This window comes from Lysinibacillus irui, assembly GCF_028877475.1.
Classification (GTDB): domain Bacteria; phylum Bacillota; class Bacilli; order Bacillales_A; family Planococcaceae; genus Lysinibacillus; species Lysinibacillus irui.
Genome location: NZ_CP113527.1, coordinates 3,826,067 through 3,848,668 on the forward strand (window position 1 = coordinate 3,826,067; position 22,602 = coordinate 3,848,668).

The 22,602-nt window shown below is 37.5% G+C and carries 19 protein-coding genes and 1 riboswitch; of the genes, 3 read left to right on the plus strand and 16 right to left on the minus strand.

The genetic code is table 11. From position 1 onward, the window contains the following. Positions 1 to 54 precede the first annotated feature (54 nt). Positions 55 to 1,950 carry a PrkA family serine protein kinase gene (locus tag OU989_RS19330; protein WP_322606347.1) on the minus strand — a complete coding sequence of 632 codons (1,896 nt, stop codon included), beginning with the start codon at positions 1,948 to 1,950 and terminating at the stop codon, positions 55 to 57. Between the two features lie 215 nt (positions 1,951 to 2,165). Here OU989_RS19330 and OU989_RS19335 point away from each other — a divergent pair, with 215 nt between their 5' ends. Further along, the gene (locus OU989_RS19335) at positions 2,166 to 3,161 is read left to right on the plus strand and encodes a M23 family metallopeptidase (RefSeq protein ID WP_274794563.1); all 996 of its coding nucleotides are present in this window, start codon (positions 2,166 to 2,168) and stop codon (positions 3,159 to 3,161) included. Between the two features lie 275 nt (positions 3,162 to 3,436). Further along, a complete protein-coding gene (locus OU989_RS19340) occupies positions 3,437 to 5,131 on the plus strand; it encodes a methyl-accepting chemotaxis protein (RefSeq protein ID WP_274794564.1) in 1,695 nt (564 codons plus the stop codon). A gap of 44 nt (positions 5,132 to 5,175) precedes the next feature. Here OU989_RS19340 and OU989_RS19345 read toward each other — a convergent pair whose 3' ends face one another. The 6 genes from OU989_RS19345 to OU989_RS19370 all read right to left on the minus strand — a co-directional run bounded on the left by OU989_RS19345 (position 5,176) and on the right by OU989_RS19370 (position 11,293). Further along, a complete protein-coding gene (locus tag OU989_RS19345; protein WP_274794565.1) occupies positions 5,176 to 5,865 on the minus strand; it encodes a hypothetical protein in 690 nt (229 codons plus the stop codon). A 161-nt stretch (positions 5,866 to 6,026) separates the two neighbouring features. Next, positions 6,027 to 7,517, minus strand: coding sequence for a sodium:solute symporter family protein (locus OU989_RS19350; protein ID WP_274794566.1), 1,491 nt, complete (start codon positions 7,515 to 7,517; stop codon positions 6,027 to 6,029). Positions 7,518 to 7,539: 22 nt separating this feature from the next. Then, the gene (locus OU989_RS19355; RefSeq protein ID WP_274794567.1) at positions 7,540 to 8,292 is read right to left on the minus strand and encodes an SDR family NAD(P)-dependent oxidoreductase; all 753 of its coding nucleotides are present in this window, start codon (positions 8,290 to 8,292) and stop codon (positions 7,540 to 7,542) included. Beyond that, positions 8,282 to 10,033 (minus strand): methyl-accepting chemotaxis protein, encoded by a 1,752-nt coding sequence (locus OU989_RS19360; protein ID WP_274794568.1) that lies wholly within the window; start codon positions 10,031 to 10,033, stop codon positions 8,282 to 8,284. Before OU989_RS19360 ends, OU989_RS19355 begins: the two co-directional genes overlap by 11 nt. A 107-nt stretch (positions 10,034 to 10,140) precedes the next feature. Next, a riboswitch (cyclic di-GMP riboswitch) is annotated at positions 10,141 to 10,226 on the minus strand. 228 nt (positions 10,227 to 10,454) lie between these two features. Continuing rightward, a complete protein-coding gene (locus OU989_RS19365) occupies positions 10,455 to 10,649 on the minus strand; it encodes a hypothetical protein (protein WP_274794569.1) in 195 nt (64 codons plus the stop codon). Positions 10,650 to 10,798: 149 nt separating this feature from the next. Continuing rightward, positions 10,799 to 11,293 carry a YehS family protein gene (locus OU989_RS19370; RefSeq protein ID WP_274794571.1) on the minus strand — a complete coding sequence of 165 codons (495 nt, stop codon included), beginning with the start codon at positions 11,291 to 11,293 and terminating at the stop codon, positions 10,799 to 10,801. 183 nt (positions 11,294 to 11,476) lie between these two features. On the opposite strand from OU989_RS19370, the gene OU989_RS19375 reads away from it, so the two are divergent. After that, positions 11,477 to 11,680 carry an alpha/beta-type small acid-soluble spore protein gene (locus tag OU989_RS19375; protein WP_004225662.1) on the plus strand — a complete coding sequence of 68 codons (204 nt, stop codon included), beginning with the start codon at positions 11,477 to 11,479 and terminating at the stop codon, positions 11,678 to 11,680. A 74-nt stretch (positions 11,681 to 11,754) separates the two neighbouring features. On the opposite strand, the gene OU989_RS19380 is transcribed toward OU989_RS19375, so the two are convergent. The 9 genes from OU989_RS19380 to OU989_RS19420 all read right to left on the minus strand — a co-directional run bounded on the left by OU989_RS19380 (position 11,755) and on the right by OU989_RS19420 (position 22,544). Further along, complete coding sequence (locus OU989_RS19380; RefSeq protein WP_274794572.1) at positions 11,755 to 12,951, minus strand: MFS transporter; 1,197 nt, start codon at positions 12,949 to 12,951, stop codon at positions 11,755 to 11,757. A gap of 309 nt (positions 12,952 to 13,260) precedes the next feature. Continuing rightward, positions 13,261 to 14,619 carry a trypsin-like peptidase domain-containing protein gene (locus tag OU989_RS19385; RefSeq protein ID WP_274794573.1) on the minus strand — a complete coding sequence of 453 codons (1,359 nt, stop codon included), beginning with the start codon at positions 14,617 to 14,619 and terminating at the stop codon, positions 13,261 to 13,263. 261 nt (positions 14,620 to 14,880) lie between these two features. Continuing rightward, positions 14,881 to 15,849, minus strand: a complete 969-nt coding sequence (locus OU989_RS19390; RefSeq protein WP_274794574.1) for a tRNA dihydrouridine synthase — start codon at positions 15,847 to 15,849, stop codon at positions 14,881 to 14,883. Positions 15,850 to 16,033: 184 nt separating this feature from the next. Beyond that, entirely contained in the window at positions 16,034 to 17,398 is a 1,365-nt protein-coding gene (gene rlmD, locus OU989_RS19395; RefSeq protein WP_274797382.1) for a 23S rRNA (uracil(1939)-C(5))-methyltransferase RlmD, read from the minus strand. A gap of 109 nt (positions 17,399 to 17,507) precedes the next feature. Beyond that, positions 17,508 to 17,630: a cytochrome bd oxidase small subunit CydS family protein gene (gene cydS, locus OU989_RS19400; protein WP_012292033.1), complete on the minus strand. Its 123-nt coding sequence runs from the start codon at positions 17,628 to 17,630 to the stop codon at positions 17,508 to 17,510. Between the two features lie 13 nt (positions 17,631 to 17,643). Next, the gene (locus OU989_RS19405; protein WP_274794575.1) at positions 17,644 to 18,669 is read right to left on the minus strand and encodes a cytochrome d ubiquinol oxidase subunit II; all 1,026 of its coding nucleotides are present in this window, start codon (positions 18,667 to 18,669) and stop codon (positions 17,644 to 17,646) included. Next, positions 18,666 to 20,012 carry a cytochrome ubiquinol oxidase subunit I gene (locus tag OU989_RS19410; RefSeq protein WP_274794576.1) on the minus strand — a complete coding sequence of 449 codons (1,347 nt, stop codon included), beginning with the start codon at positions 20,010 to 20,012 and terminating at the stop codon, positions 18,666 to 18,668. Before OU989_RS19410 ends, OU989_RS19405 begins: the two co-directional genes overlap by 4 nt. A gap of 981 nt (positions 20,013 to 20,993) precedes the next feature. Beyond that, positions 20,994 to 21,908, minus strand: coding sequence for a diacylglycerol kinase (locus OU989_RS19415; RefSeq protein ID WP_274794577.1), 915 nt, complete (start codon positions 21,906 to 21,908; stop codon positions 20,994 to 20,996). 72 nt (positions 21,909 to 21,980) lie between these two features. After that, complete coding sequence (locus OU989_RS19420; protein WP_274794578.1) at positions 21,981 to 22,544, minus strand: thioredoxin family protein; 564 nt, start codon at positions 22,542 to 22,544, stop codon at positions 21,981 to 21,983. Between the last annotated feature and the right edge of the window lie 58 nt (positions 22,545 to 22,602).

A 22,602-nucleotide genomic window follows, 5' to 3' on the forward strand; every position in this document is an offset into this window, starting at 1 on the left:
AGGAGTGCCCTAAAAATGGGACACTCCTATCTGACTTGTAAACGTAAAAGTCAATTAACGATTGAGTAGACTACCTACATATTGTAGCAGCTCGTTTGCCGATGTGGTGTTATAGCCATGCTCATCTACGAGCCTTGCTACGACTTCATTTATTTTCTTCAGTTGCGATTCATCTGGCATTTTAGAGGAAGTTGTAATTTTCACAACATCCTTCAAATCTGCAAACAATTTCTTTTGTATCGCTTCTCTTAATCTTTCATGAGAATTATAGTCAAAACGTTTGCCTTTTCGTGCATAGGCTGAAATTCGAATGAGAATCTCCTCACGGAATGCCTTTTTAGCATTTTCTGATATTCCAATTTGCTCCTCAATCGAGCGCATTAATTTTTCATCAGGGTTCATTTCCTCACCAGTCAGTGGATCATAAAGCTTATTTTTATTACAAAATGCCTCTACATTGTCTAGATAGTTGTTCATTAATGTTTTCGCAGATTCTTCATATGAGTATACAAAAGCCTTTTGTACTTCATTTTTAGCAATTTCATCGTACTCTCTACGAGCAACCGCAATATAATTCATGTACTTTTCGCGATCCTCTTGAGAAATAGATGCATGCTGATCCAATCCATCCTTTAGAGCTCGTAAGACATCTAAAGCATTTATAGATGGTACTTCTTTGCGAATAATAGCAGAAGAAATACGGTTAATAATATAGCGTGGATCAATACCGTTCATGCCTTCGTTCGGAAACTCTTTTTTCAGCTCCTCTAAGTCAACGGAATTAAATCCCTCCACATTTTCTCCGTCGTACAAGCGCATTTTCTTAATTAGATCCACACCTTGTTTTTTCGGTACTTCTAATCTAGTCAGAACCGAAAAGATTGCTGCAGCCTTTAAAGCATGCGGTGCAATATGGACGTGGGACATATCACTCTCTTTTATCATCTTTTCATAAATATGCTCTTCCTGACTTACTTTAAGGTTATATGGAATTGGCATAACGATAATTCGAGAATGTAATGCCTCGTTCTTTTTATTAGAAATAAAGGATCGATATTCTGTTTCATTCGTATGAGCAACGATTAACTCATCTGCACTAATTAAAGCAAATCTACCCGCTTTAAAATTCCCTTCCTGTGTTAGGGATAATAAATTCCATAAGAATTTTTCATCAAGCTTCAGCATTTCTTGGAATTCCATCATTCCTCTATTGGCCTTGTTCAGCTCACCATCGAAACGATAAGCACGAGGATCAGACTCTGAGCCAAATTCGCCAATTGTAGAAAAATCAATACTTCCTGTTAAATCAGCAATATCTTGTGATTTAGGGTCTGATGGTGTAAATGTTCCTATACCAACACGTTTGTCTTCTGAAAAAGTAATACGTTCAATCATTACGTTTTCAATACGCCCTTCGTATTCCTTTTCAAGACGCATCGTATTTAAAGGCGATAAACTTCCTTCAATTCTTATGCCATACTCTTCAAAAAAGTCATTACGTAAATGATGTGGAATCAAATGCAGTGGATCTTCATGCATCGGACATCCCTTAATTGCGTAAACCGCACCCTCATCTGTGCGTGAGTATTGCTCTAATCCGCGTTTCAATAAAGTAACTATTGTGGATTTACCACCACTTACAGGTCCCATTAATAATAAAATACGTTTTCTAACATCTAACCTGCGTGCTGCTGGATGGAAATATTCCTCCACCAGTCTTTCAATTGCTGTTTCAAGCCCAAAAATTTCTTGTCCGAAAAATTTGTACATTTTTTGCCCATCGCGTTCCACTACACCAGCACTTTTTATCATATTGTAGACGCGTGAATGGGCTGTTTGAGCAACTTCAGGTCTTTCCCTAAGGATGTTTAAATAATCTGCAAATGTCCCTTCCCACTTCAGCCTGTTTTCTTCTTCGCGATAGTTTTTCACTTTATCTAAAATGTTAATAGCCTTCCCTCCATTCAGGGCTTGATTTATAACATAGTATGAAGTAAATGACATGATGATACCCATTACTTTTTCTTTGATGAAGTTTCTTCTTATTATTTATATTTTTTTAACTACAACAATGGGAATTTACCGACGATTTTGATACATAAAAGCTTACTGAATGAAGATAAAAAATTCGGTTATTCTAACGTTAGAAAGGAGGTCCATTATCATTGAATCGCCATTTTAAATTTCTTTTCACATGTTTACTTTTAGGGATGCTACTTTATCCTTCTGCAGCTTATGCAAAAGAAGAGCTTACAGAAGAAGAAATTTTACAGCAGCGTATGACCTATTATGTACAATTCGATGAATTACTCATCCCCTGGTATTTTTTAGCAGCTATTGATCAGTATGAAAGGAATTTACAGTCTGTTCGTAAAGATATCCCTAAACGGGAAGGCTATTTGGCTATACAATTCTCTGATGAATATTGGTCAGGTGCATTTAATCCTGTAAAGGAAGATACCTCACCTGAAACGATTAGCTATTTCGGAGGAATGGGCCTTGATGGTAATCATGACGGAATCGCTAGTCCAAAGGATGATGAGGATGTCATCTTTTCCATGGCTAGTTATTTAGGGAAATTTGGAACGACTGATGAGGATTTTAAATTAGCATTATGGGAATATTACGGAAGTGAAGAAGCCGTTAATCAAATTTTCACTATCTCAACACTATACAGACATTTTAAAACAACGGAACTTGATGCCCATACCTTCCCACTTAATATTCGCTCTGATTATAGCTACAAAGGCACTTGGGGCGCAAATAGAGGGTGGGGTGGACGTCGCATCCATGAGGGAACCGATATTTTTGCAAGCTACGGAACCCCTGTACTTTCTACCTCCTATGGTATTGTCGAGGTAAAAGGTTGGAATCAATTTGGTGGCTGGCGTATCGGAATTCGTGACAATCATAACTCCTATCACTATTATGCCCACCTTGGGAGCTATCATAAGGATATTGAAGTAGGCACCATTGTAAAGCCTGGCACAGTTCTTGGCTATGTAGGAAGCTCAGGATACGGAAAAGAAGGGACATCAGGTAAATTCCCACCCCATCTCCATTATGGTATTTACAAATTTAATGGTAGAACTGAATGGGCTTTTGATCCATACCCTTCCTTACTGCAATGGGAGCGGCAAGCAAAAAATCAAAAAAAGTAGGTTTTATTTCTTTCATTCATACATGTTGTGCACTTGAAGCAATTTGCTACAAGTGCTTTTTTTATTTATATAGGTAATTTTACATAAATACATTAATTAGTTGCTCGACCTCTATATATTTTTAACTACTAGCAGAAGGAAAATAAGTGTACTGTTGTACTAAAAAACTATTTTTAAATATTTCTACCGAAAGCCTTATTTATCAACCTAAATAGTTATAAAATAATAATTGTGTTTTATTAAAACTCTTGATGAGTTAGTAAAGGGATGGGGAAATGAAGAGCATTTTTCAGTTTAAGACACTTAAAGCTCGTATTTTAAGTGCATTTATTCTTTTATTAGTATTAGTAATTAGTTTTACAACCTACACTTACAATTCCAATACAAATATGGAAAAACAGGCAAAAGGTTTAGTAAAGGAAGATTTAGTAGTTTTGAACGCTAGTAAAAATTTAGCATTGTCTATGAGTGTCCGTCTGTCTGCAGCTTTAAACTATGTGATGACTGGAGACGAAAAGTACAAGGAAACATTTAATGAGTATCGGGAAATGGCTGAAGAAAATAATGCTATTCTAGACAAATATGAAAAATCTGAGGAACGTACCAAACTAGTAGAAATAGCACGTGATTGGAGCAATCTCGTCAATACAGAGGTATTTGATATTTATCAAAAGGGCAATCATGAATTGGCTTTAGAAAATTTAATGGATACCCATGACCTCGTCACGACTATACGCAATGGGTATGAAAAACTTGCAGATGAACGTGCAGACGCGATTATGGACGTTGGCAATGATGTTGTGTCAACCAGTTCAAATAACAGGTCAATTGGCATTGTTGTTAGTTTGGTCTTAACTATCGCTGGTATAGTGATTGCTATTATCACAGCAAGTATCATTTCTAAACCAGTGACAGTAGTAGCAAATCGAATGAAAGAATTAGCAGATGGTAATTTGCAACTTGAACCATTAGTAGTAAAAACAAGAGATGAAATCGGAACGTTAATGGCTTCTGCCAACGACATGAACGATAAATTAAAACAAACCATTCACTCGATCTACACTGTTTCTGAAACAGTAGCAGCAAGTAGTGAAGAGCTTGCCCAATCATCGAATGAGGTACAAGCAGGGACTGAACAAATTACAATAACAATGCAGGAGCTTGCTTCAGGCACAGAAACACAAGCATCAACAACAGGTGATTTAGCAGAAACAATGAACGTATTTAAGCGTAGTATTTATGATACTACACAAGAAGGCGTTGAATTAAAGGAACATTCTAGTCATGTTCAAAACTTAACGGTTTCTGGCAAAAGCTTAATGGTACAATCTACAAAGCAAATGGCCGCCATTAACGACATTATGTTAGATTCCGTCAAGAAGGTAGAAAGTTTAAATAGCCAGTCTGCTGAAATTTCAAAGCTAGTTTCCGTTATAGACGATATTTCAAACCAAACAAATTTACTCGCATTAAATGCAGCAATTGAGGCAGCACGAGCAGGTGAACATGGGAAAGGCTTCGCTGTCGTTGCAGATGAGGTCCGTAAGCTTGCCGAACAAGTACAATTCTCTGTCACAGATATATCAACTATTGTCCACCGCATTCAAGGTGAGACGAGCAATGTCACTTCTGCTTTACAAATGGGCTATGAGGAAGTAAAAAGAGGGACAACACAGCTTGATCAAACGAATGAAACATTTGAACAAATCTCTAGTGCTGTAGAGGATATGATTGATAATATTACAACCATTTCAACTAATTTAAACAGTCTTGCTCAAAACTCTGACACCATTAATGCCTCTATAGATGATATGGCTTCCATTTCGCAAGAATCAGCCGCTGGTGTTGAACAAACAACAGCTACTGTAGAGGAAACTGCTGCTACTATGGATGAAATTGCTAGAAGCGCAAATCAGCTAGCAGGAATGGCTGAAGAGCTAAATAATCAACTACAACAATTTAAAATATAAAGTACTATAAAAGCTATCTCAAACTTACGAGATAGCTTTTTGTATCATTGCCAATGTCTAATTGGGACTCTTTCAAGTTCGTGACGTTTGATAATTACACTTATCTTTTGGTACCACTTCTCACATAATTCCATTGCTTCTTTATATTCATCCTCTTCTTTTGAAATAGGATCTTCTTCAGTATCCATAAAAGTATACTCTAAAATAGGATCTGATAAATGATCAACTACTAGCTTTAGCGATAGCTTTGTTACCGTATCCTCTTCTTCTTCATCCTCTTGTTCTGCTAATTCCTCATCCTCATTATCTTCTTCTAATAATGAACCACTCATTAAATAATTTTTAGTTTTAAGCATAAACACTTCATCTTCCATAATAGCTACTTCATATATTTTGCTAAATGGAATCTCCGTAATTGTCAGCTCTCCGCCTAACTCTTCTCTTTGTGCGATTATGAGCATATTGGTTTGTTCATTTAACAATAATGCATGTAAAGCATTACTAGATAATGTGTATTGAGTATGAGGTATAGCCATTATTTCCTCTGTACTAGCCTCTGTTAGCGCAGCCATGGCTTGGGCCGCAAGATACCGTTCTTTTATATAACGAACAATACCTATACATACTAAAGCTAAGCCAATTAAAAAAAATACCTCTTGAATGATGATTATATTTATTGCATTTGCTAGAAAAAGATAGATAATCCCTAATAAAATGAAAAAAATAATTTTCATTCAGATCCCGCCTTTATCAAGATAATCGCTAGAGAAATAGTTTGATGTACTAGCAATTTATTCTCGACTCTATCTTTTCATTCTTATTTCTCATATTTATCTACCATAAATAAAAAACACGAGAACCTTGAATAGCCAATGTTCTCGTGTGTAAGAGTCAATTAACGACCGATTAATTCTTCTTTACTGCTTACGTCGTCTAAAGTTTTATCTTTTTCTATTTTATGCATCTCTAGGACATGCTGTGACGGTGGTACTAGTAAGCTCACCACTACTATCGTGATACCTGTTATAACAACGCCTGAAAATACAGGTGCTTGCCATAATTCATTTAGTAAACCAATGAAACCATCCGATTGGATTGTGAGACTAGGTACGAATGTTAGAGATGTAATAATGTAATAGATTAAACCAACGGAAATACTTGCCCAAACTGCAGGTGTACTCACACGTTTCCAAAATGGGCCTAATACAATTGGCCAGAAAATCGTTACAAAAATAATATCCCATGCTAAATAAGCTAGATCAATTACTTTTTGGAAGCTTATAGCCAGCACTAAACCTAATAATGCACTTGATAGAATAATAGAGCGTGAGAATCTTAAAAGCTTTTTCGGATCTGGATTACGGTTAATAAAATCTAAATAGATATTCTTTGTCACAATACCCGAAGTCGCTACATAACATGCCGCTACAGTAGACATCCCCATAGCTGCCATTGCCGTTAAGAAAATAGCTGCTAATAAAGGAGGGAAATAGCCCTGTGCGAAAGTCAGCATCAATGTTTCTGGGTTTGTACTATTGGGATAAATGGATTTGAAAGCTTCACCCAACATCCCTGGAATCCAGCTAATAGCAATAACAATACTACCTGCAATAATCATACTGCGCTGTGCCACTCTTGGGCTTTTCGCAGCTGCTACCCTTTGTCCTAAGTCAACTGCAGGGATGTCACCGAGTGCTAGAACAAGATACAATGTCCAAAACTCGGCTCCTGCCTTTTCAAATAATGTACTGATATTCCACCACTCAGGGTTGAAGGTAACGTCTGGATAGTAAAATAAAATAAAAATAGTAATACCTAGTATTCCAGCTACTGCAAGCGCCCCTTGCACTATTTCTGTATAAGCAACTGCCCATAAACCCCCAATAACAGAATAGATAGCAGTTAAGGATACAAATAAAAGCGCTGCCGGAATGAAATCAATTTGTAATAGTTGCTGAATAATATACGTCCCACCAACTGTTAATGCAGCTGCATTAAAAACACCGAAAGCAATAGCCATTACGATACCAGTATACGCACCTAGCTTTTTACTGCCATAGCGTAATCCATAGTAATCTGCTAGTGTCCAACCCTTTAAGCGTCGTAATGGCTTTGTCCAAATGAGTGACCCAAGAATCATACAAGTCCCTAGACCACCCATTGTTGCCGTTCCCTCAAAGCCACCGCTCGTATAGCCTGAACCTACAGCCGCAAAAAAGAATGGAGCTGCTAGTAAGGCAGCAACTAAACTCCCCGTGACAACTGAAAGAGGCATACTCCAGCCAGCGACAATTAAATCCTCAGCTGTGTTGACACGCTTATAACCTTTATAACCAATGTAATAGATAAATAGTAAGTATAAGCAAAAAATTATAACGTTTAACATAGTCGTACTCCTTAGTTTTCCATTATCCGTTCATCACAACTCCACCATTAGGCGTTAAAATTTGACCTGTATAGAAGTCAGCATGATTAGAGGCTAAAAATAGCACACTTTTCGCAATCTCTTCAGGTTGCGCTAAACGTTTTAATGGATATTTAGCGGACTCTTCCTCCACATAGTTATCTCCAAACTCTTTTAGAATGTCCGTAAATGTTCCACTAGGAGCAACAGCGTTGACAAGTATTGAAGGTGCTAACTCTCTAGCTAATGCCTTTGTAAAAGCATTGATAGCGCCTTTTGCCGCTGAGTAATGAGTAAATTCCTCACAACCTAGGCTGCCAATATCGGATGATATATTGATGATTTTCCCTGTATTGCGTTCCTTCATTCTTTTAGCTGCTTCACGGCAATTGTAGAAGCAACCATATAAATGAACTTTAATCATTTTATCCCACTGTTCATCCGTTAAATCTGTAATGCTAGATCCCTGTGCAAATCCGGCGTTATTTACAAGAATATCAATTTCCCCGAAGTGCTCGTCCATAAATTGATGCATCGCTTGTACTTCTTGTGAGTTAGAAACATCGGCATGGAAAGTTAAAGCTTTCACACCAAACTTTTCTGCTTCAGCACGTACAGCTTCTGCCTCTTGCTCATTCCCAATATAATTGATTAAAATATTCGCACCATGTTGAGCAAAGCCTAATGCAATGGCCTTGCCAATTCCTTTACTTGAGCCAGTAATTAATACATTTTTACCTGTAAAGTTAATTTCCATCCTGATCATTCTCCAATTTGAATTTTGCAACAAGCCCTTGTAGCTCTTCAGCTGTTTTTCCTAATGAAGAAGAGGCATCCTTTACTTCCTGCATTGTAGATAATTGCTCTTGTGTAGATTTCGAAACATTTGAAGAGAATTCTGCTGACTGCTCTGCCGATTGTTTAATATTATTGACAGATGCCGCTACTTCCTCTGATGAGGCAGAGATTTGTTGTGAGGCAGCTGAAATTTCACGTATTTGGCTAGCTACTTCTTCTGATGAAGTAAGAATTTCTTTAAAGATTTCTCCTACTTCATTCGTGAATGCCATACCCACTTTAACATCCGCTTTCCCTTTCTCCATTACAGTTATCGAAGCGTTAGAATCAGATTGAATAGAACTAATTAGATTATAAATTTCTGTTGCTGACTGTGAAGATTGTTCAGCTAAACGTCTCACCTCATCGGCTACAACAGCAAAGCCTTTACCATGCTCACCTGCTCGTGCTGCTTCAATAGCGGCATTCAATGCTAACAGATTTGTTTGATCGGCAATAGCAGTAATCAAGCTTACAATTTCACTTATTTTTTTCGTATTGACATGTAAACCATTAATTGTTGTCCCTATTTGTTCAACAGAATCATTAATTAATTCCATTTGTGCAATAACTTGCTGTACAACTTGATTACCTCGTTCAGAAGCTTGCGAAGCCGAAATAGAAGATTCCGCAGCCGTGTTAGCAGAGTCAGCAATTTGCTGGATACCTGTAGCTGTCTCTTCCATTGCAGCAGCTGTTTCTTCTGTCATGGTCATAGAAGCTTCAGCATTCTGAGTGATTAGTTTCATATCTTGTGCAATATTTGTGGAGCTATTATACGTCTCCCCAGCATGTACCGTTAATTGATTGGCTGCTGAAGAAACATGATTTGAAGTATTTCTTATGTTTAAAATAATATGTTGTAAATTAGCAACCATTGTACGAATGGACTCAGATAATTTTCCAATTTCATCTTTTGACGTATCTAAATCCACATCGATTAATTCGCCATTGGCAACTTGATTTGCAACATTTACTACTTTTTTAAGTGGTTTTAAAAGACGGTCTATAATTATGTAAACTAAAACTAATAAAATTAATATTCCGATAATAGCAATAACAATTTGTTTAATAACACTTGTTTTAATTATCGTATTAATATAATCAGCGGAGTAATCAATTCCTAATAATGCAATCAGTTGTCCGTTATCATCTTTAATTGGACTAAAAACGGTTCTCCAAGAGCCAAAAGGATCTTCAAAAATATCCGTTACTTCCGTACTATTATTTTCAATAGCCTTCTTTGCTGTTTCAACATGTTCATCCGCTAAATCAGTAAAAATTTCTCCGGCTTCATACACCTCATTTAAATTGGTTGTATAACCGATTGGGTTGACCCCACCTTCATCTTGAACGTCCCAAATATAGCTCCAACTCATAATACCTTGTTGTTCCTGGATCATATCGAGTTGTTTTTGGATCTTTGTAAACTTAGCGTTCTTTTCCCCTTTTTCAGACAATAAATCTTTTACTTCATCACTATCTAAATTCATAGCTGTCAATAAACCAACACTTTTTAACTCTTGCTCTAAGTCGACAGTCATCCGATTATTTAATTCGCTAATACTTTGCGAAGTAATAATGGCGATGAGCAGTAACACTACAATTGTAACCGTCAGTAAAAGTTTGTTTTTTAATGAGGCATTTTTTAATAACTTCATGATCTTTTTCCTCCTTACAATGATTTTTTTGCAAAAAAATAACCTATTTCAAAAGAAATAGGCATAAAAGAACATAAACTAGAAATTGATGGATATAACTAGCAGTCTTTTGCAACCCAGCCATCCTAGCAATTATTGCCTTAGACCTGTAGCTTTGCGTCTCTACTTTTCAGTAAATTTGCCTATATTTCCACTCCCAAAATTAACACAGCAGGTAAAAGTAGTCAATGCTATCCAGGTAAAATATACATACTTTATACTATTTTACCCTTCGTTAACAAATGGTTGATTGATTGAAAATACAGCAACGTGAAGCATTCATTCACCATTTCTTTTCATAAAGAAAAACAGCTACAACTGTTTTTAACGTTGTAGCTGTCTATTTTTCATCATTTCACTTACCCCTAAGTGTTTGAATACATTATACGTTTTGTGTAACAAGTAAAACAGATGGTATAAAGGATAGTGCAAACATAGTGATATACCAAACTGAAGTACGTCGTAATGAAAAACGAACTTTCTTTCGTTCTGCATAAAAAATATCTAACATTACTGCAACAATAAAAGGCATTGTAACACATGCAATAGCTACCAATAAGATGTCAAAATAAATCATACAAGCACCCCTTTGTTTGTGAACATTTTTCATCTTTTTTGTGAACATTTTGTGATAATTTTATTGTACACAATTTCGTCACAAAATGTCAACAAAATTTAAAGAAAAAAATGGTACTTTTTGATTTCTATTGACAAGGCATTTATGCTTTATTCTCTATACTTATATGTTAAGCCTCTTAAAAAATTCCGAACGAATGAATCGCCACATTCTTTATAATTGCGATGGCTTGGATTTCTTAATAAAGCGCCTAATTCACCTTTTGTAACTTTGATTCCACCATCATATAAAATTTCGAGCATATCCTCTGTTGTTAACGCTAAGGCAATTTTTACTTTCTTTAAAAGCATATTATTTGGACTTTCTTTGCCTGTCACAGGTAGCGGTCCTTCAGGCTGACCATCCTTTGATTTTTGTGGTCCACGTTTAAAAGTAATTAATCCATTTAAAAATGCTTCAAGCATTTTATTATTACATTTGATGTATTCTTCTGGCGCTTCTTCCTCATCATTAATCTTAATGAGCATATTTAAGACTTCTTCTTTCGAATAGTCGAGTCCGCCTAATTTAAAAATTTCCACCATATCAACATTTTTTATATCTAGTGCATAGCGTAAGCGAATTAAAATATCATTATTCGTCATTATATTGTCCTCCTTTTACTCCTACTATAGAAATGAGCCAGGCTTTATTATAACAGAGAGTTTGCTGATTATTGCTAGCTTTCCACAAGTTGTTGTTGTTAGCAATTAGCGTGTGCGTTTCCTTCTTTTAAAATGTATGAAAAATACGTTAGCAACCATTCTAAACTCAAGGAGGTGAGAAAAATGGCTAACAATAACCGCAGTTCAAATAAACTTCTAGTACCTGGTGTACATGAAGCTGTCAATCAAATGAAATACGAAATTGCACAAGAGTTTGGCGTTCAGCTAGGGCCAGAAGCATCTTCTCGCGCAAATGGTTCCGTAGGAGGAGAAATTACAAAACGCCTTGTAGAAATCGCTGAGAAACGTTCAAAAGGTTTACTATAATTAATTAAAAACTAATAAGAAAAGAACGAATCCCATTTGAAGAAGTGGAATTCGTTCTTTCGTGATTTTAAAAATTATGCTGTTTGCATTTCCTTGCTGGAGCTTTTAAGCGTGAGCATAACGATAAAGGAAATACAATATAGTGCTGCTAAGTAAATCATTACAACTGTCATATCATAGCTTTGTAAAATATAGCCGACAAAGATTGGTGAAAATCCACCAATAGCTCGACCAAAGTTAAATATCGTGTTTGTTGCTGTACTGCGAATTTGTACTGGATAGAAGCTGCTAATTAATGCACCATACCCTGCAAACATTCCGTTAGAGAAGAATCCTACAACCGCACCACCAATTAATATAGCTGCTGCACCAGTGGCAAAGGAATAAAGGAACACTGCACAAGCAGATGCTAATAAAAAGATACCAAACGATCGCTTCGCACCAAAGCGATCCATAAATCTACCAAATGTCAGCATCCCAATTATCATCCCGACGGCAGTACTAATTGTCCACAATGCTGAGCTTGAGACAGATAAACCTTGCGATTTCTGTAGCATCGATGGTAACCAAATCATCAGACCATTATAGCCTGCGATTTGAACAGTAGCCATTAAAATTAGAGAAAGAGTCGTTAGTGTAATGCGTGGAGAAGCAAATAACTGAGCTAGTTTTCCCTTCTCTTGCTTGTTATTATCTTTTTTCTGCGATGCTAACCATTCTGGTGATTCCTCCAGATTTTTACGAACAATAAAGGCGAAAATCACTGGTAATAACCCAACGAAGAATAATGCTCTCCATCCTAAAGTTGGTAAAATGATGGCACTTAATAATGCTGCTAATATAACCCCATATTGTGCTCCTACACTTACATACGAAGAAGCTCTACCTTGTTTATTTTTTGGCCAAGCTTCCGCTACAAGCGCCATACCAATACCATATTCCCCACCGGCACCTAGACCGGCGATAAATCTATAGACATAAACTTGTTCAATGCTTGTTGCTACTCCTGTTAAGGCTGTACCGATAGCAAATAGTATGACCGTATACGTAAACACTTTAACACGACCATATTTATCTGCTAACACCCCGAAAATAATTCCACCAAGTAGCATCCCAATATTCGTGATGGATGAAATCAATCCACCTGTTGCAAGATCAATATTAAATTCTGCAATAATCATTGTCATGGCAAAAGAAATAAACATAATGTCCATTCCTTCTAAAGTCAACCCAGCCACTGAAGCGACAACGGTTTTTTTCCGATAATCCATTCTTTCTAACCTCCAAGTTTTCTAGTTGTCTATCTCTTTTAGTGTTCGAGTGAATGGATTAAAGATGTCTTGTCCATTCTCTTTTGAAGCCTCACGGGACTTCCTTTAAAAGAGGGATGTGAACAAAAATAAAGCCCTTCTGTCACAGAGGACAAAAGGGCATGCCAAAGCAAAGATATTAGCTTAAAAATATCATGTAGCCCTTTTCAGCCTCTCTGGACCGTATTAAAGGTAATTTATATCGTTCATTTATACCGTTCTACATTCTATAAGATTACGAATGAAAAAGCAATGGTTGAATAGTGGAAATTAACTCGGTAACTCTATAAAGTTTTGAGCAAACTGATAAATTAAATGTGCAGGCACAGCCAAGTTAAGATTCTGGCCATCATCAAAGCCAGCTGTAATCAAACCGACTAACCTCCCATGCATATCCAATAAAGCACCACCAGAACTGCCATTTGAAATTGCAGCTGTAAATTGAATCATAGACATATTTCGTAGATCCCTAAAACCCGAAACAATTCCATCAGAAACTGAATTAAATAATCCTAAAGGACTGCCAATCGCAACAATTTTCTGCCCACGAACTAATTGACCATCTACTTTAACAGGTAAAGGTTTGCTTTTCCTCTCCACCTTTAAAATAGCCAAATCATGCATATCATGATATTTCACAAATTGGTGGGTAATATACTCATTGGTATCATTTTCATATATTACAGAATAATATTTTCCACCACCCACAACATGTAGGTTCGTTAAAATATAACCATCTTGATGGAGAACAACACCAGACCCAAAACATAAAACATTGTCATCCTCCCCGAATGTCTTAATCATCACAACAGATGTCGCAAAAGCAGCCAGCTGCTCATAACTACATTCTTCTGTAATAGCTGTGTAATTAGGGGTTGGGACAGGCATTGGTTGTGGCGGGAGTATGCTTTTCATCGACCGTATCTTAGGGATTATTAATTCTTGTTTATAGCAATCACGACATTTATGTAAAGTGGATGATGCTGCAATAATGGGATGCAAATTGGCAATATCACCTTTCGGATTCATATAACAAATATCACATCCTAATGTGGATAAAAAATATAAGAATAATAATTCGTGCTGAGTAATGTCCCCTATAAAAACAATTTTCTGTGATGTACAGTTATCCTGAGAAAAAATTTGAGGCAAATAAAAATCCATCCAGTATAAAAATTTTACTGCAAAGTTTTTCAGTAACGTATCATTAGCCTGTGGCTGTTGTTCCTTATAAAGATGAATGATTTGTTTAAAGCTCAGCTTTTTTGTCCATTCAAGTTGATCATTCGTTAACGTACCGCATAATGGTGTTTTATAAAGTATGGGAATATTATCAACTGCGGCCTGCAATTTTTCCCAAAGCTCCGTCAATCCATCTATATCTTTTTTATTATTAATAACCTCAAGCCTATGTAGTCGTAAATAAAATACACTTTGATTTGCGAAATATTCATCCATTTTTAAAATATCTTCTTTATAAAGATCAACAGAATCAGGTATGCCGATATAACGTTGAAAAATAACTTCCTTCGTAAAGGCACTACCGTTAGGATTGATCTGCATAAAGTCCTGAAAAGGGTTTGCCGACTTTTTATACTTAATTTTTAACGGTCTAGTTGTTACAATCATCTTCATACAACTCCTATAAGCACGTCATTAACAATACTTATATACAATTCTCTGACATTCTTTTAAATCCTCTAAAAAAATCCAAATCTTTAAAGAATGGACACTTCTAGTAATTTCAATAAAAAACTTATCAGATGTAATTGAACAGCCTTGCATAAAACTACATCTCTTGCAGCGGTAAACCCCTCTTTATGATTACAAAAAAACCGTTGCTAATAATAGCAACGATTTTTCAAACTCCTTAGACTTTACCGTTCATTATTATTCAATATGGTTTGATTCAAAATGATCAAGCAATGCACGTACTTCATCAGTTGATTTCGTGTTCATCAATTGACTTCTTAATTCACTAGCTCCACGGAATCCTTTGACGTAAATTTTGAAGAAGCGATGAAGCCCCGTGATCGAACGTGGTAGTACTTCTGCATAGTGATCTTGAAGATCGAGCTGCAGTCTTAACAGGTCAAGGTATTCTTTACTGCTATGTTCTTTTGGTTTTTTTTCAAAGGCAAACGGATTTTTAAAAATACCTCGTCCAATCATAACACCATCAATACCATATTGTTCAGCAAGCTGAAGCCCAGTTTGACGATCAGGGATATCTCCATTGATGGTTAGTAGCGTATTTGGTGCAATACGGTCACGTAGCTTTTTGATTTCCGGAATGAGCTCCCAATGTGCATCTACTAGGCTCATTTCCTTTCTTGTACGTAAATGAATCGAAAGGTTTGCAATATCTTGTTTTAAAATATGTGTGAGCCACTCCTCCCACTCATTCACATCTTTATAGCCAAGTCGTGTTTTCACACTAACAGGTAGTCCACCTGCCTTTGCTGCCTGAATTAATTCTGCCGCAACGTCTGGACGGAGAATTAGTCCACTACCTTTCCCTCTCGATGCTACATTCGGTACAGGGCAGCCCATATTAATATCGATACCTTTAAAACCTAGCTCAGCCATGCCCATACTCATTTGACGGAAATAGTCGGGATTATCCCCCCAAATATGTGCCACCATAGGCTGTTCATCCTCGGTAAAAAGCAAACGGCCACGCACACTTTTCTGTCCTTCAGGATGACAATAGCTGTCGGAATTTGTAAACTCTGTGAAAAAGACATCTGGTCGACCAGCTTTACTTACTACATGACGAAAAACAACGTCCGTCACATCTTCCATTGGTGCAAGTACAAAAAATGGCCGTGGTAAATCACGCCAAAAATTATCTATCATGTTAATTCCAAATCCTCTCACTATGCTCTAAACTTTTTTATTTTACATGTATACCATGAAACATAAGTACATGTTTATGATAAAAATCAACAATGTTTATTGTAACGAAATTCTGCCCTAAATGGTATTTTAAAAAACAAAAAAGCAGATGATATAGATTTTTTCTATATCTACTGCTTTTCAATTATACTAACTCCAACCATGCCACCGCTTCACAATGCGTCGAATGCGGGAACATATCTACTGGCTGAATTTCCTGTGTTTGATAGCCACCATCCTCCAAAATACGAAGGTCGCGTGCTAATGTGGCTGGGTTACAGGATACATAAACTACCCGTTTTGGACGCTGTTCTAAAATTGTTTTTAGAAGTGCTTCATCGCAGCCTTTGCGTGGTGGATCCACAACAAGCACATCCGCTTCTTTGCCTTCTTTATACCATCTCGGAATAACTTCCTCTGCAGGGCCTGCCTCAAAATAAGTATTTGTAAAACCATTGAGTACTGCGTTGCGTTTGGCATCTTCAATTGCTTGTGGGACAATTTCAACTCCCATGACTGCTTTTGCTTTTTGTGCAAGGAATAAAGAAATCGTACCAATTCCACAATACGCATCAATGACGCGTTCATCACCCTGCAAGTCAGCATAATCCAGTGCTTGTTTGTAGAGGACCTCTGTTTGCTCTGGGTTGACTTGATAGAAGGAGCGAGCTGAAATTTCAAAGCGTACGTCGCCAATTGTATCTATAATGACATCCTTGCCCCAAAGGTTGATCGTGTCATCACCAAAAATCACATTGGTTTTCTCACTATTTACATTTTGCATAATTGATGTGACATTCGGAACAAGCTTTTGAATCACTGTAATGGCTGCCTCTTTTTGAGGGAACTTTTTCTTTTTGGTCACGAGGACAACCATGACTTCACCTGTTGCTCGTGCCTTTCGAATGACAACATGACGTAGCATTCCTTCATGTGTATGTTCGTTGTAAGGGCGAATCCCTATCGCGTTTAATTCTTTTTTCAAGCCAGCTAGAATTGCGTCTGCTTCTCCTGTTTGAATTAAGCAACGTTCCATATCAACAATGCTATGTGTTTTTGTTTTATAAAACCCTGCAATCGCTTGACCTGACTCATTTTCAGAGAAAGGAATCTGCGCTTTATTACGATAATGCCAAGGCTCTTTCATTCCTTTTACAGGAAGAACTGGTGCATCAATTTTACCAATGCGCTGCATCACATTACGCACCATATTTTCTTTCCATTTTAGCTGTCCCTCATAGGATAAATGCTGTAATTGACAGCCGCCACATTGTTTGAAATAGGCACAAGGTGCTTCTACTCGGTCTGGTGATGGCTCGATAATTTCTACAACTTTTGCAAAGCCATAATTTTTCAAAGTTTTCATCACATGGATTTCAGCTGTTTCATTTGGTAGTGCGCCTTGTATAAATAATGGATAGCCCTCAACCTTAGCGACACCATTACCATCATGCGTTAAATCTTCTATATAAACAGTAAGTCGTTCATTTTTTTTCACGGGTGCTGACATTCGTACATCCTCCATTTCAATCTCCTTATTGTAGCATGTGTTGGCGAATGAAAAAAGAACAAGACTTGCCGTCATCATTTCTCTTGTAGCTCACTTGAAAAAAGAGCCGCTATTCGCGACTCTTTCCTTGCTCTTTAGTAATATGATAATCCCTTGGTGCCCACCAAAAAGCACACAAGATACCAAGAATGACGACAATAAAAGGCGCATAAAAAATTAAAAAACTTTGCATAATTGATTTCCTCCTATGCGTGATTGTCTTCTTTTCCTGTCACATAGTTTTTATTGAACAAGAATAATTTCATCAATAAATAAAGTGAAGGGAGAAGAAGACACAGCCCTAAAATAAATGCGATGACTAAAGCAATCGCCATTTGTGTGCTTGTGAAGCTATCGTAAATTGTTAAATACGGATACAGTAAATATGGATATTGCGCAATACCATACGCAAAGAAAGCTACTGCAAATTGAGCTATAAGAAGACCAACTGCGAGACCGTATTTTTTACGCATCGCAATGAGTATGACTGTGATGATAAATAAAACAGCTGAAATCGCAAACATCCACCATAAATTAACCATGTGGCTAAAACTTTCTGGATTGATGGATTTCATTTCATACATAATGCCAAGTGCACTAATCATAAGCGGTGCTGCCCACACAAGTGCATATTTTCGCATCAGTTTTGTTGCTTCTTTGTCATTTGCTTTATGGGCATACCAAGTTAAAAATACAGCCGATATATACAATACAGCAGCAATACTTAGTACTACGATGCTCCATGCAAATGGACTTGTATATAAAGTCCAATAGTTTAGCACAGGTTGCCCTTCGACTAGATCAACATAGCCTCCACCCGCAATGGCAAAGACCACAGACAAGGAAGCGGGAATTAATAAACCTGCCACACCATATGTCAGTGTATATCCTATATGTCCTCGTGTTCCATAGGATTCAAAGGCATAGTAGGAGCCTCGAATTGCCAATAGTACAAGTGAAATACTGACTGGTACAAGTAAAATCGTTCCGTAATAAAAAGCAGTTTGCGGGAAAAATCCTACGATTCCTACAAAGAAGAATACTAAAAAGACATTAGTTACTTCCCAGACTGGCGATAAATAACGTTTAATAATATTTGTTAAAATGTGATTTTTACCAATAAGGAGACTATAGGCGTTAAAGAAGCCAGCACCAAAATCAATTGATGCGACAATCACATAGCCAAATAGAAAAATCCATAATACTGAAATACCTAATATCTCTAACGTCATAGAATGTCACCGCCTTTTTCAGAGTGACGATCTTCAATCTCACGTTCGATTGGATTCTTTTTAAACATTCGTACCAATACAACAATACTTCCTACAGCTAATACAGCATAAACACCTGCAAATAATAGCATCATTAAATCCACATGATCACTCGTAGTAGCTCCTTCTGGTGTACGCATCAAACCATAAAGTATCCATGGTTGTCGTCCCACTTCTGCAAGCCACCATCCCGCTTCAATGGCGATGATGGACAGTGGTCCTCCCGCTACAATAATCCATCTATACCATCGTGAATGAATAAACTGCCATCCCCGTGCCTTCCCTACAACATAAAGTAATGAAACTAGCACCATAAACATACCGATGGAAACCATGATATCGAAGAGATAATGAATATAGAGTGGTGGTAGATCCTCTTCCGCAAATTGATCTAAGCCGATTACCTCTGCATTAGGATTAAAATGTGCAAGAATGCTTAAAGCATACGGAATTTTGATTGCATATTTTACTTCTTCTCCCTCTAATACACCAAATAGTACAAGAGAAGCTTTCCCTTCTGTTTCAAAATGCCATTCTGCTGCGGCTAGTTTTTCCGGTTGATATTCGGCTAAGTATTTTCCTGAAAAATCTCCAATGACAGCTGCTGCTATAGAGAAGATCAAGCCAATTTTCATTAATAAAAGTAATGATTTTTTATGGTATATATGCTTAGAACCTTTTAGCATTCTAAATCCTGCAATAGCTGCTAGCACAAATGCCGATGTCATATACGCTGTGACAAGCACATGTGCCACCTTTGTCGGCATGGCCGGGTTAAACATTGCAAGAAAAGGTTGAATATTAACAAGCTCACCGTCTACAATATCGAATCCTCTCGGCGCATTCATAAAAGCATTAACGATTGTAATGAATACAGCTGACATCGATGCTCCCACAGCAACAGGGATTAACAATAGCATATGCTTTTTCTGACTATCAAAGCGGTCCCATGTATATAAATATATGCCCAAGAAGATTGCCTCAAAGAAAAATGCAAACGTTTCCATAAATAGTGGTAATGCAATGGTTTGACCAGCTAACTGCATAAAGTTAGGCCACAATAAAGAAAGTTGTAAGCCAATGGCAGTCCCCGTTACCACACCAACTGCCACAGTAATAACAAAACCACGCGCCCAACGTCTTGCCATTAAGATATAATGCTCATCATTCTTTTTATACCCAGTCCATTGTGCAATCATAATCATTAACGGGACACCCACACCAATCGTTGCATAAATAATATGGAACGATAATGTTAACTCCGTTAAGGCTCGACTCCAAAAGACTGCTGATTCATTAATCATCTCATTGCCCCCCTAACTTCCAAATATTCTTCCAAGAATGGAAAGTAGCATAATAATTGCAACACCAAAGCTTAGCCATATAAGCTTCTTTTCTTGTGACTTATACAAAGGCAACACTTCCTTTCCCTTATCCATACCCCCATTTTCCACTATTACAACGAAAAAAACCTTAATAACGGCCTGAAATTTCAGCCTATTATTAAGGTTTCAAATTTTGTTCAAGTAATATACGCACATTCGCCAAACATTTTTCTAAATTCATTCACAATTCCAGTTCTAAATGATAAAACCGGGATTTCAATGGATTTTATTCTAGTTAGGGAAAATGGATAGAATGGATTTTCAGGAATTTTCTTGCTTCGTAAGTTTCTTTTGATTGTATATTGAAGTTAATTGGGGTGAGCTTTCTTTTGGAGCGGGTCCTATACTTTTATGAGCGCTTTTGGTTTCCTTATGAGCGGGTGCCACACCTTTTTGAGCGCTTCCGGCTTCCTTTCGAGCGGGTGCCACACCTTTTTGAGCGCTTTTGCCTTCCTTTCGAGCGGGTGCCACGCCTTTTTGAGCGCTTCCGGCTTCCTTTTGAGCGGGTGCCACACTTTTATGAGCGCTTCCGCCTTCCTTTCGAGCGGGTCCTACACTTTTATGAGCGCTTCTGGCTTCCGTTCGAGCGGGTGCCACACCTTTTTGAGCGCTTCCGGCTTCCTTTTGAGCGGGTGCCACACTTTTATGAGCGCTTCCGACTTACTTTTGAGCGGGTCCTACACTTTTATGAGCGCTTCCAGCTCCAGTTCGAGCGGGTCCTACACTTTTATGAGCGCTTTTGCCTTCCTTTCGAGCGGGTGCCACACCTTTTTGAGCGCTTCCGCCTTCCTTTTGAGCGGGTGCCACACTTTTATGAGCGCTTCCGGCTTCCTTTTGAGCGGGTGCCCACACATTATGAAAAAAGCTCATCCACACTATACTGGATGAGCTTTATAATATTTAAATTCGGTCTTCTTCTCGAATATCAGCAAGAGGAACAAAGATTTCAATGTGACGCTTCAGGTTTTCAAATGTAGCAGGTGCGTCACCGCCATATTCGCCATCTAGGTTGAGATGTACCTCATTTTCAGTTGTCACTTTGACGACACTAGCTTTTTTGTAAATGACGCGATCATCATTCAGGTGCTCGCCTCTTAAGGCCATCGCAGCTAGTTGAATAAACTCTGGGAGGCTTACTTTTTTTAGTACTAGCAATGTAAAGTATCCATCATTAATGCTTGCATCAGGTGCTAGTTTTTCAAAGCCTCCAACTGAATTCGTTAATCCACATAGGAACATCATGGCATCACCGTCAAACACTTCGCCATCATATTCGATGCGCATGTGCGAGGCCTTAATTGAAGGGATCATTTCTACTGCCTTTAAATAATAAGCTAACTGACCAAGCATCGTTTTCATTTTACTTGGTACTTCATATGTTAGCTCCGTAATGCGTCCTCCAGCAGCAATATTGATAAAATAGCGTTCACCATTTAATAGACCCACATCAACAGGTAATGTGTCGCCTTGAATAATAATGTCTACTGCCTCATCAATATTTCGAGGAATATGCACGGCACGGGCAAAATCATTTGTAGTGCCCATCGGAATTAGACCAACTTTCGGACGGTTTTCAAATGGACTTACACCTGAAACAACTTCATTTAATGTGCCATCTCCACCAACTGCGATGATGATATCAAAACCGCGTTCTACCGCATTTTTTGCTGCAAGCGTTGCATCACCCTCACATGTTGTTGCGTGACAGGATGTTTCATAGCCTGCTACCTCTAGTTTTTCCAACACCTCTGGTAGATGTTTCTTAAACACTTCGCGTCCAGATGTAGGATTATAAATGATTCTTGCTCGTTTCATAACATACCTTCCTGCTTCATAAGATTCTATTTCATTCAACGAATTATACGTCGAAATGTTGCCATGCTTTTGTTATTTTTGTAAAGCGTTTGTTACCTGCTTTTTAAAATCCTCATAGACATACGTCCAGTATGTTTGATTCGAAATGTTTTCCTCTCGAATTTCTGCATATAAGGCTTTTTGAGCTTCTTCAAATGCTGGATCTTCCTTATCAGGTAAGCTCGCACGTTTTGTTACTACTAGTTCTTGTAATTCAGGTGCACGTGGTCCCCATTTGCCAATAACCTCACCTGCATCATCTAATAGCAAGTAAATTGGGATCGCACGACCACCATTTGTTAGATAACGGTCAATAAGTTCTGTATCTGCATCACGGAAAACAGTACGCATCTCTAATCCTGCTGCTTCAGCAACACGACGAATAATTGGATTGTTTAACATTGCATCTCCGCACCAGTCTTCTGTGATTGTTAAAATTTTTGGTTGTTTGTTCTTTAACAATTCGATAAAACCATCATTTGTTGGCACTTCAAAGCCATCATAAATACGAAAGCTCTCTTCCTTCAGTGTAGACATATTGTCCATATATTGTTGTATTGAAATAGCTTCATTGAAATATTGTTGTTCTGTTTTCATTGGCTCGTCCCCCTTATTATTATCTATTCTATATTTTGCTATGAATACTCTTTTTAAA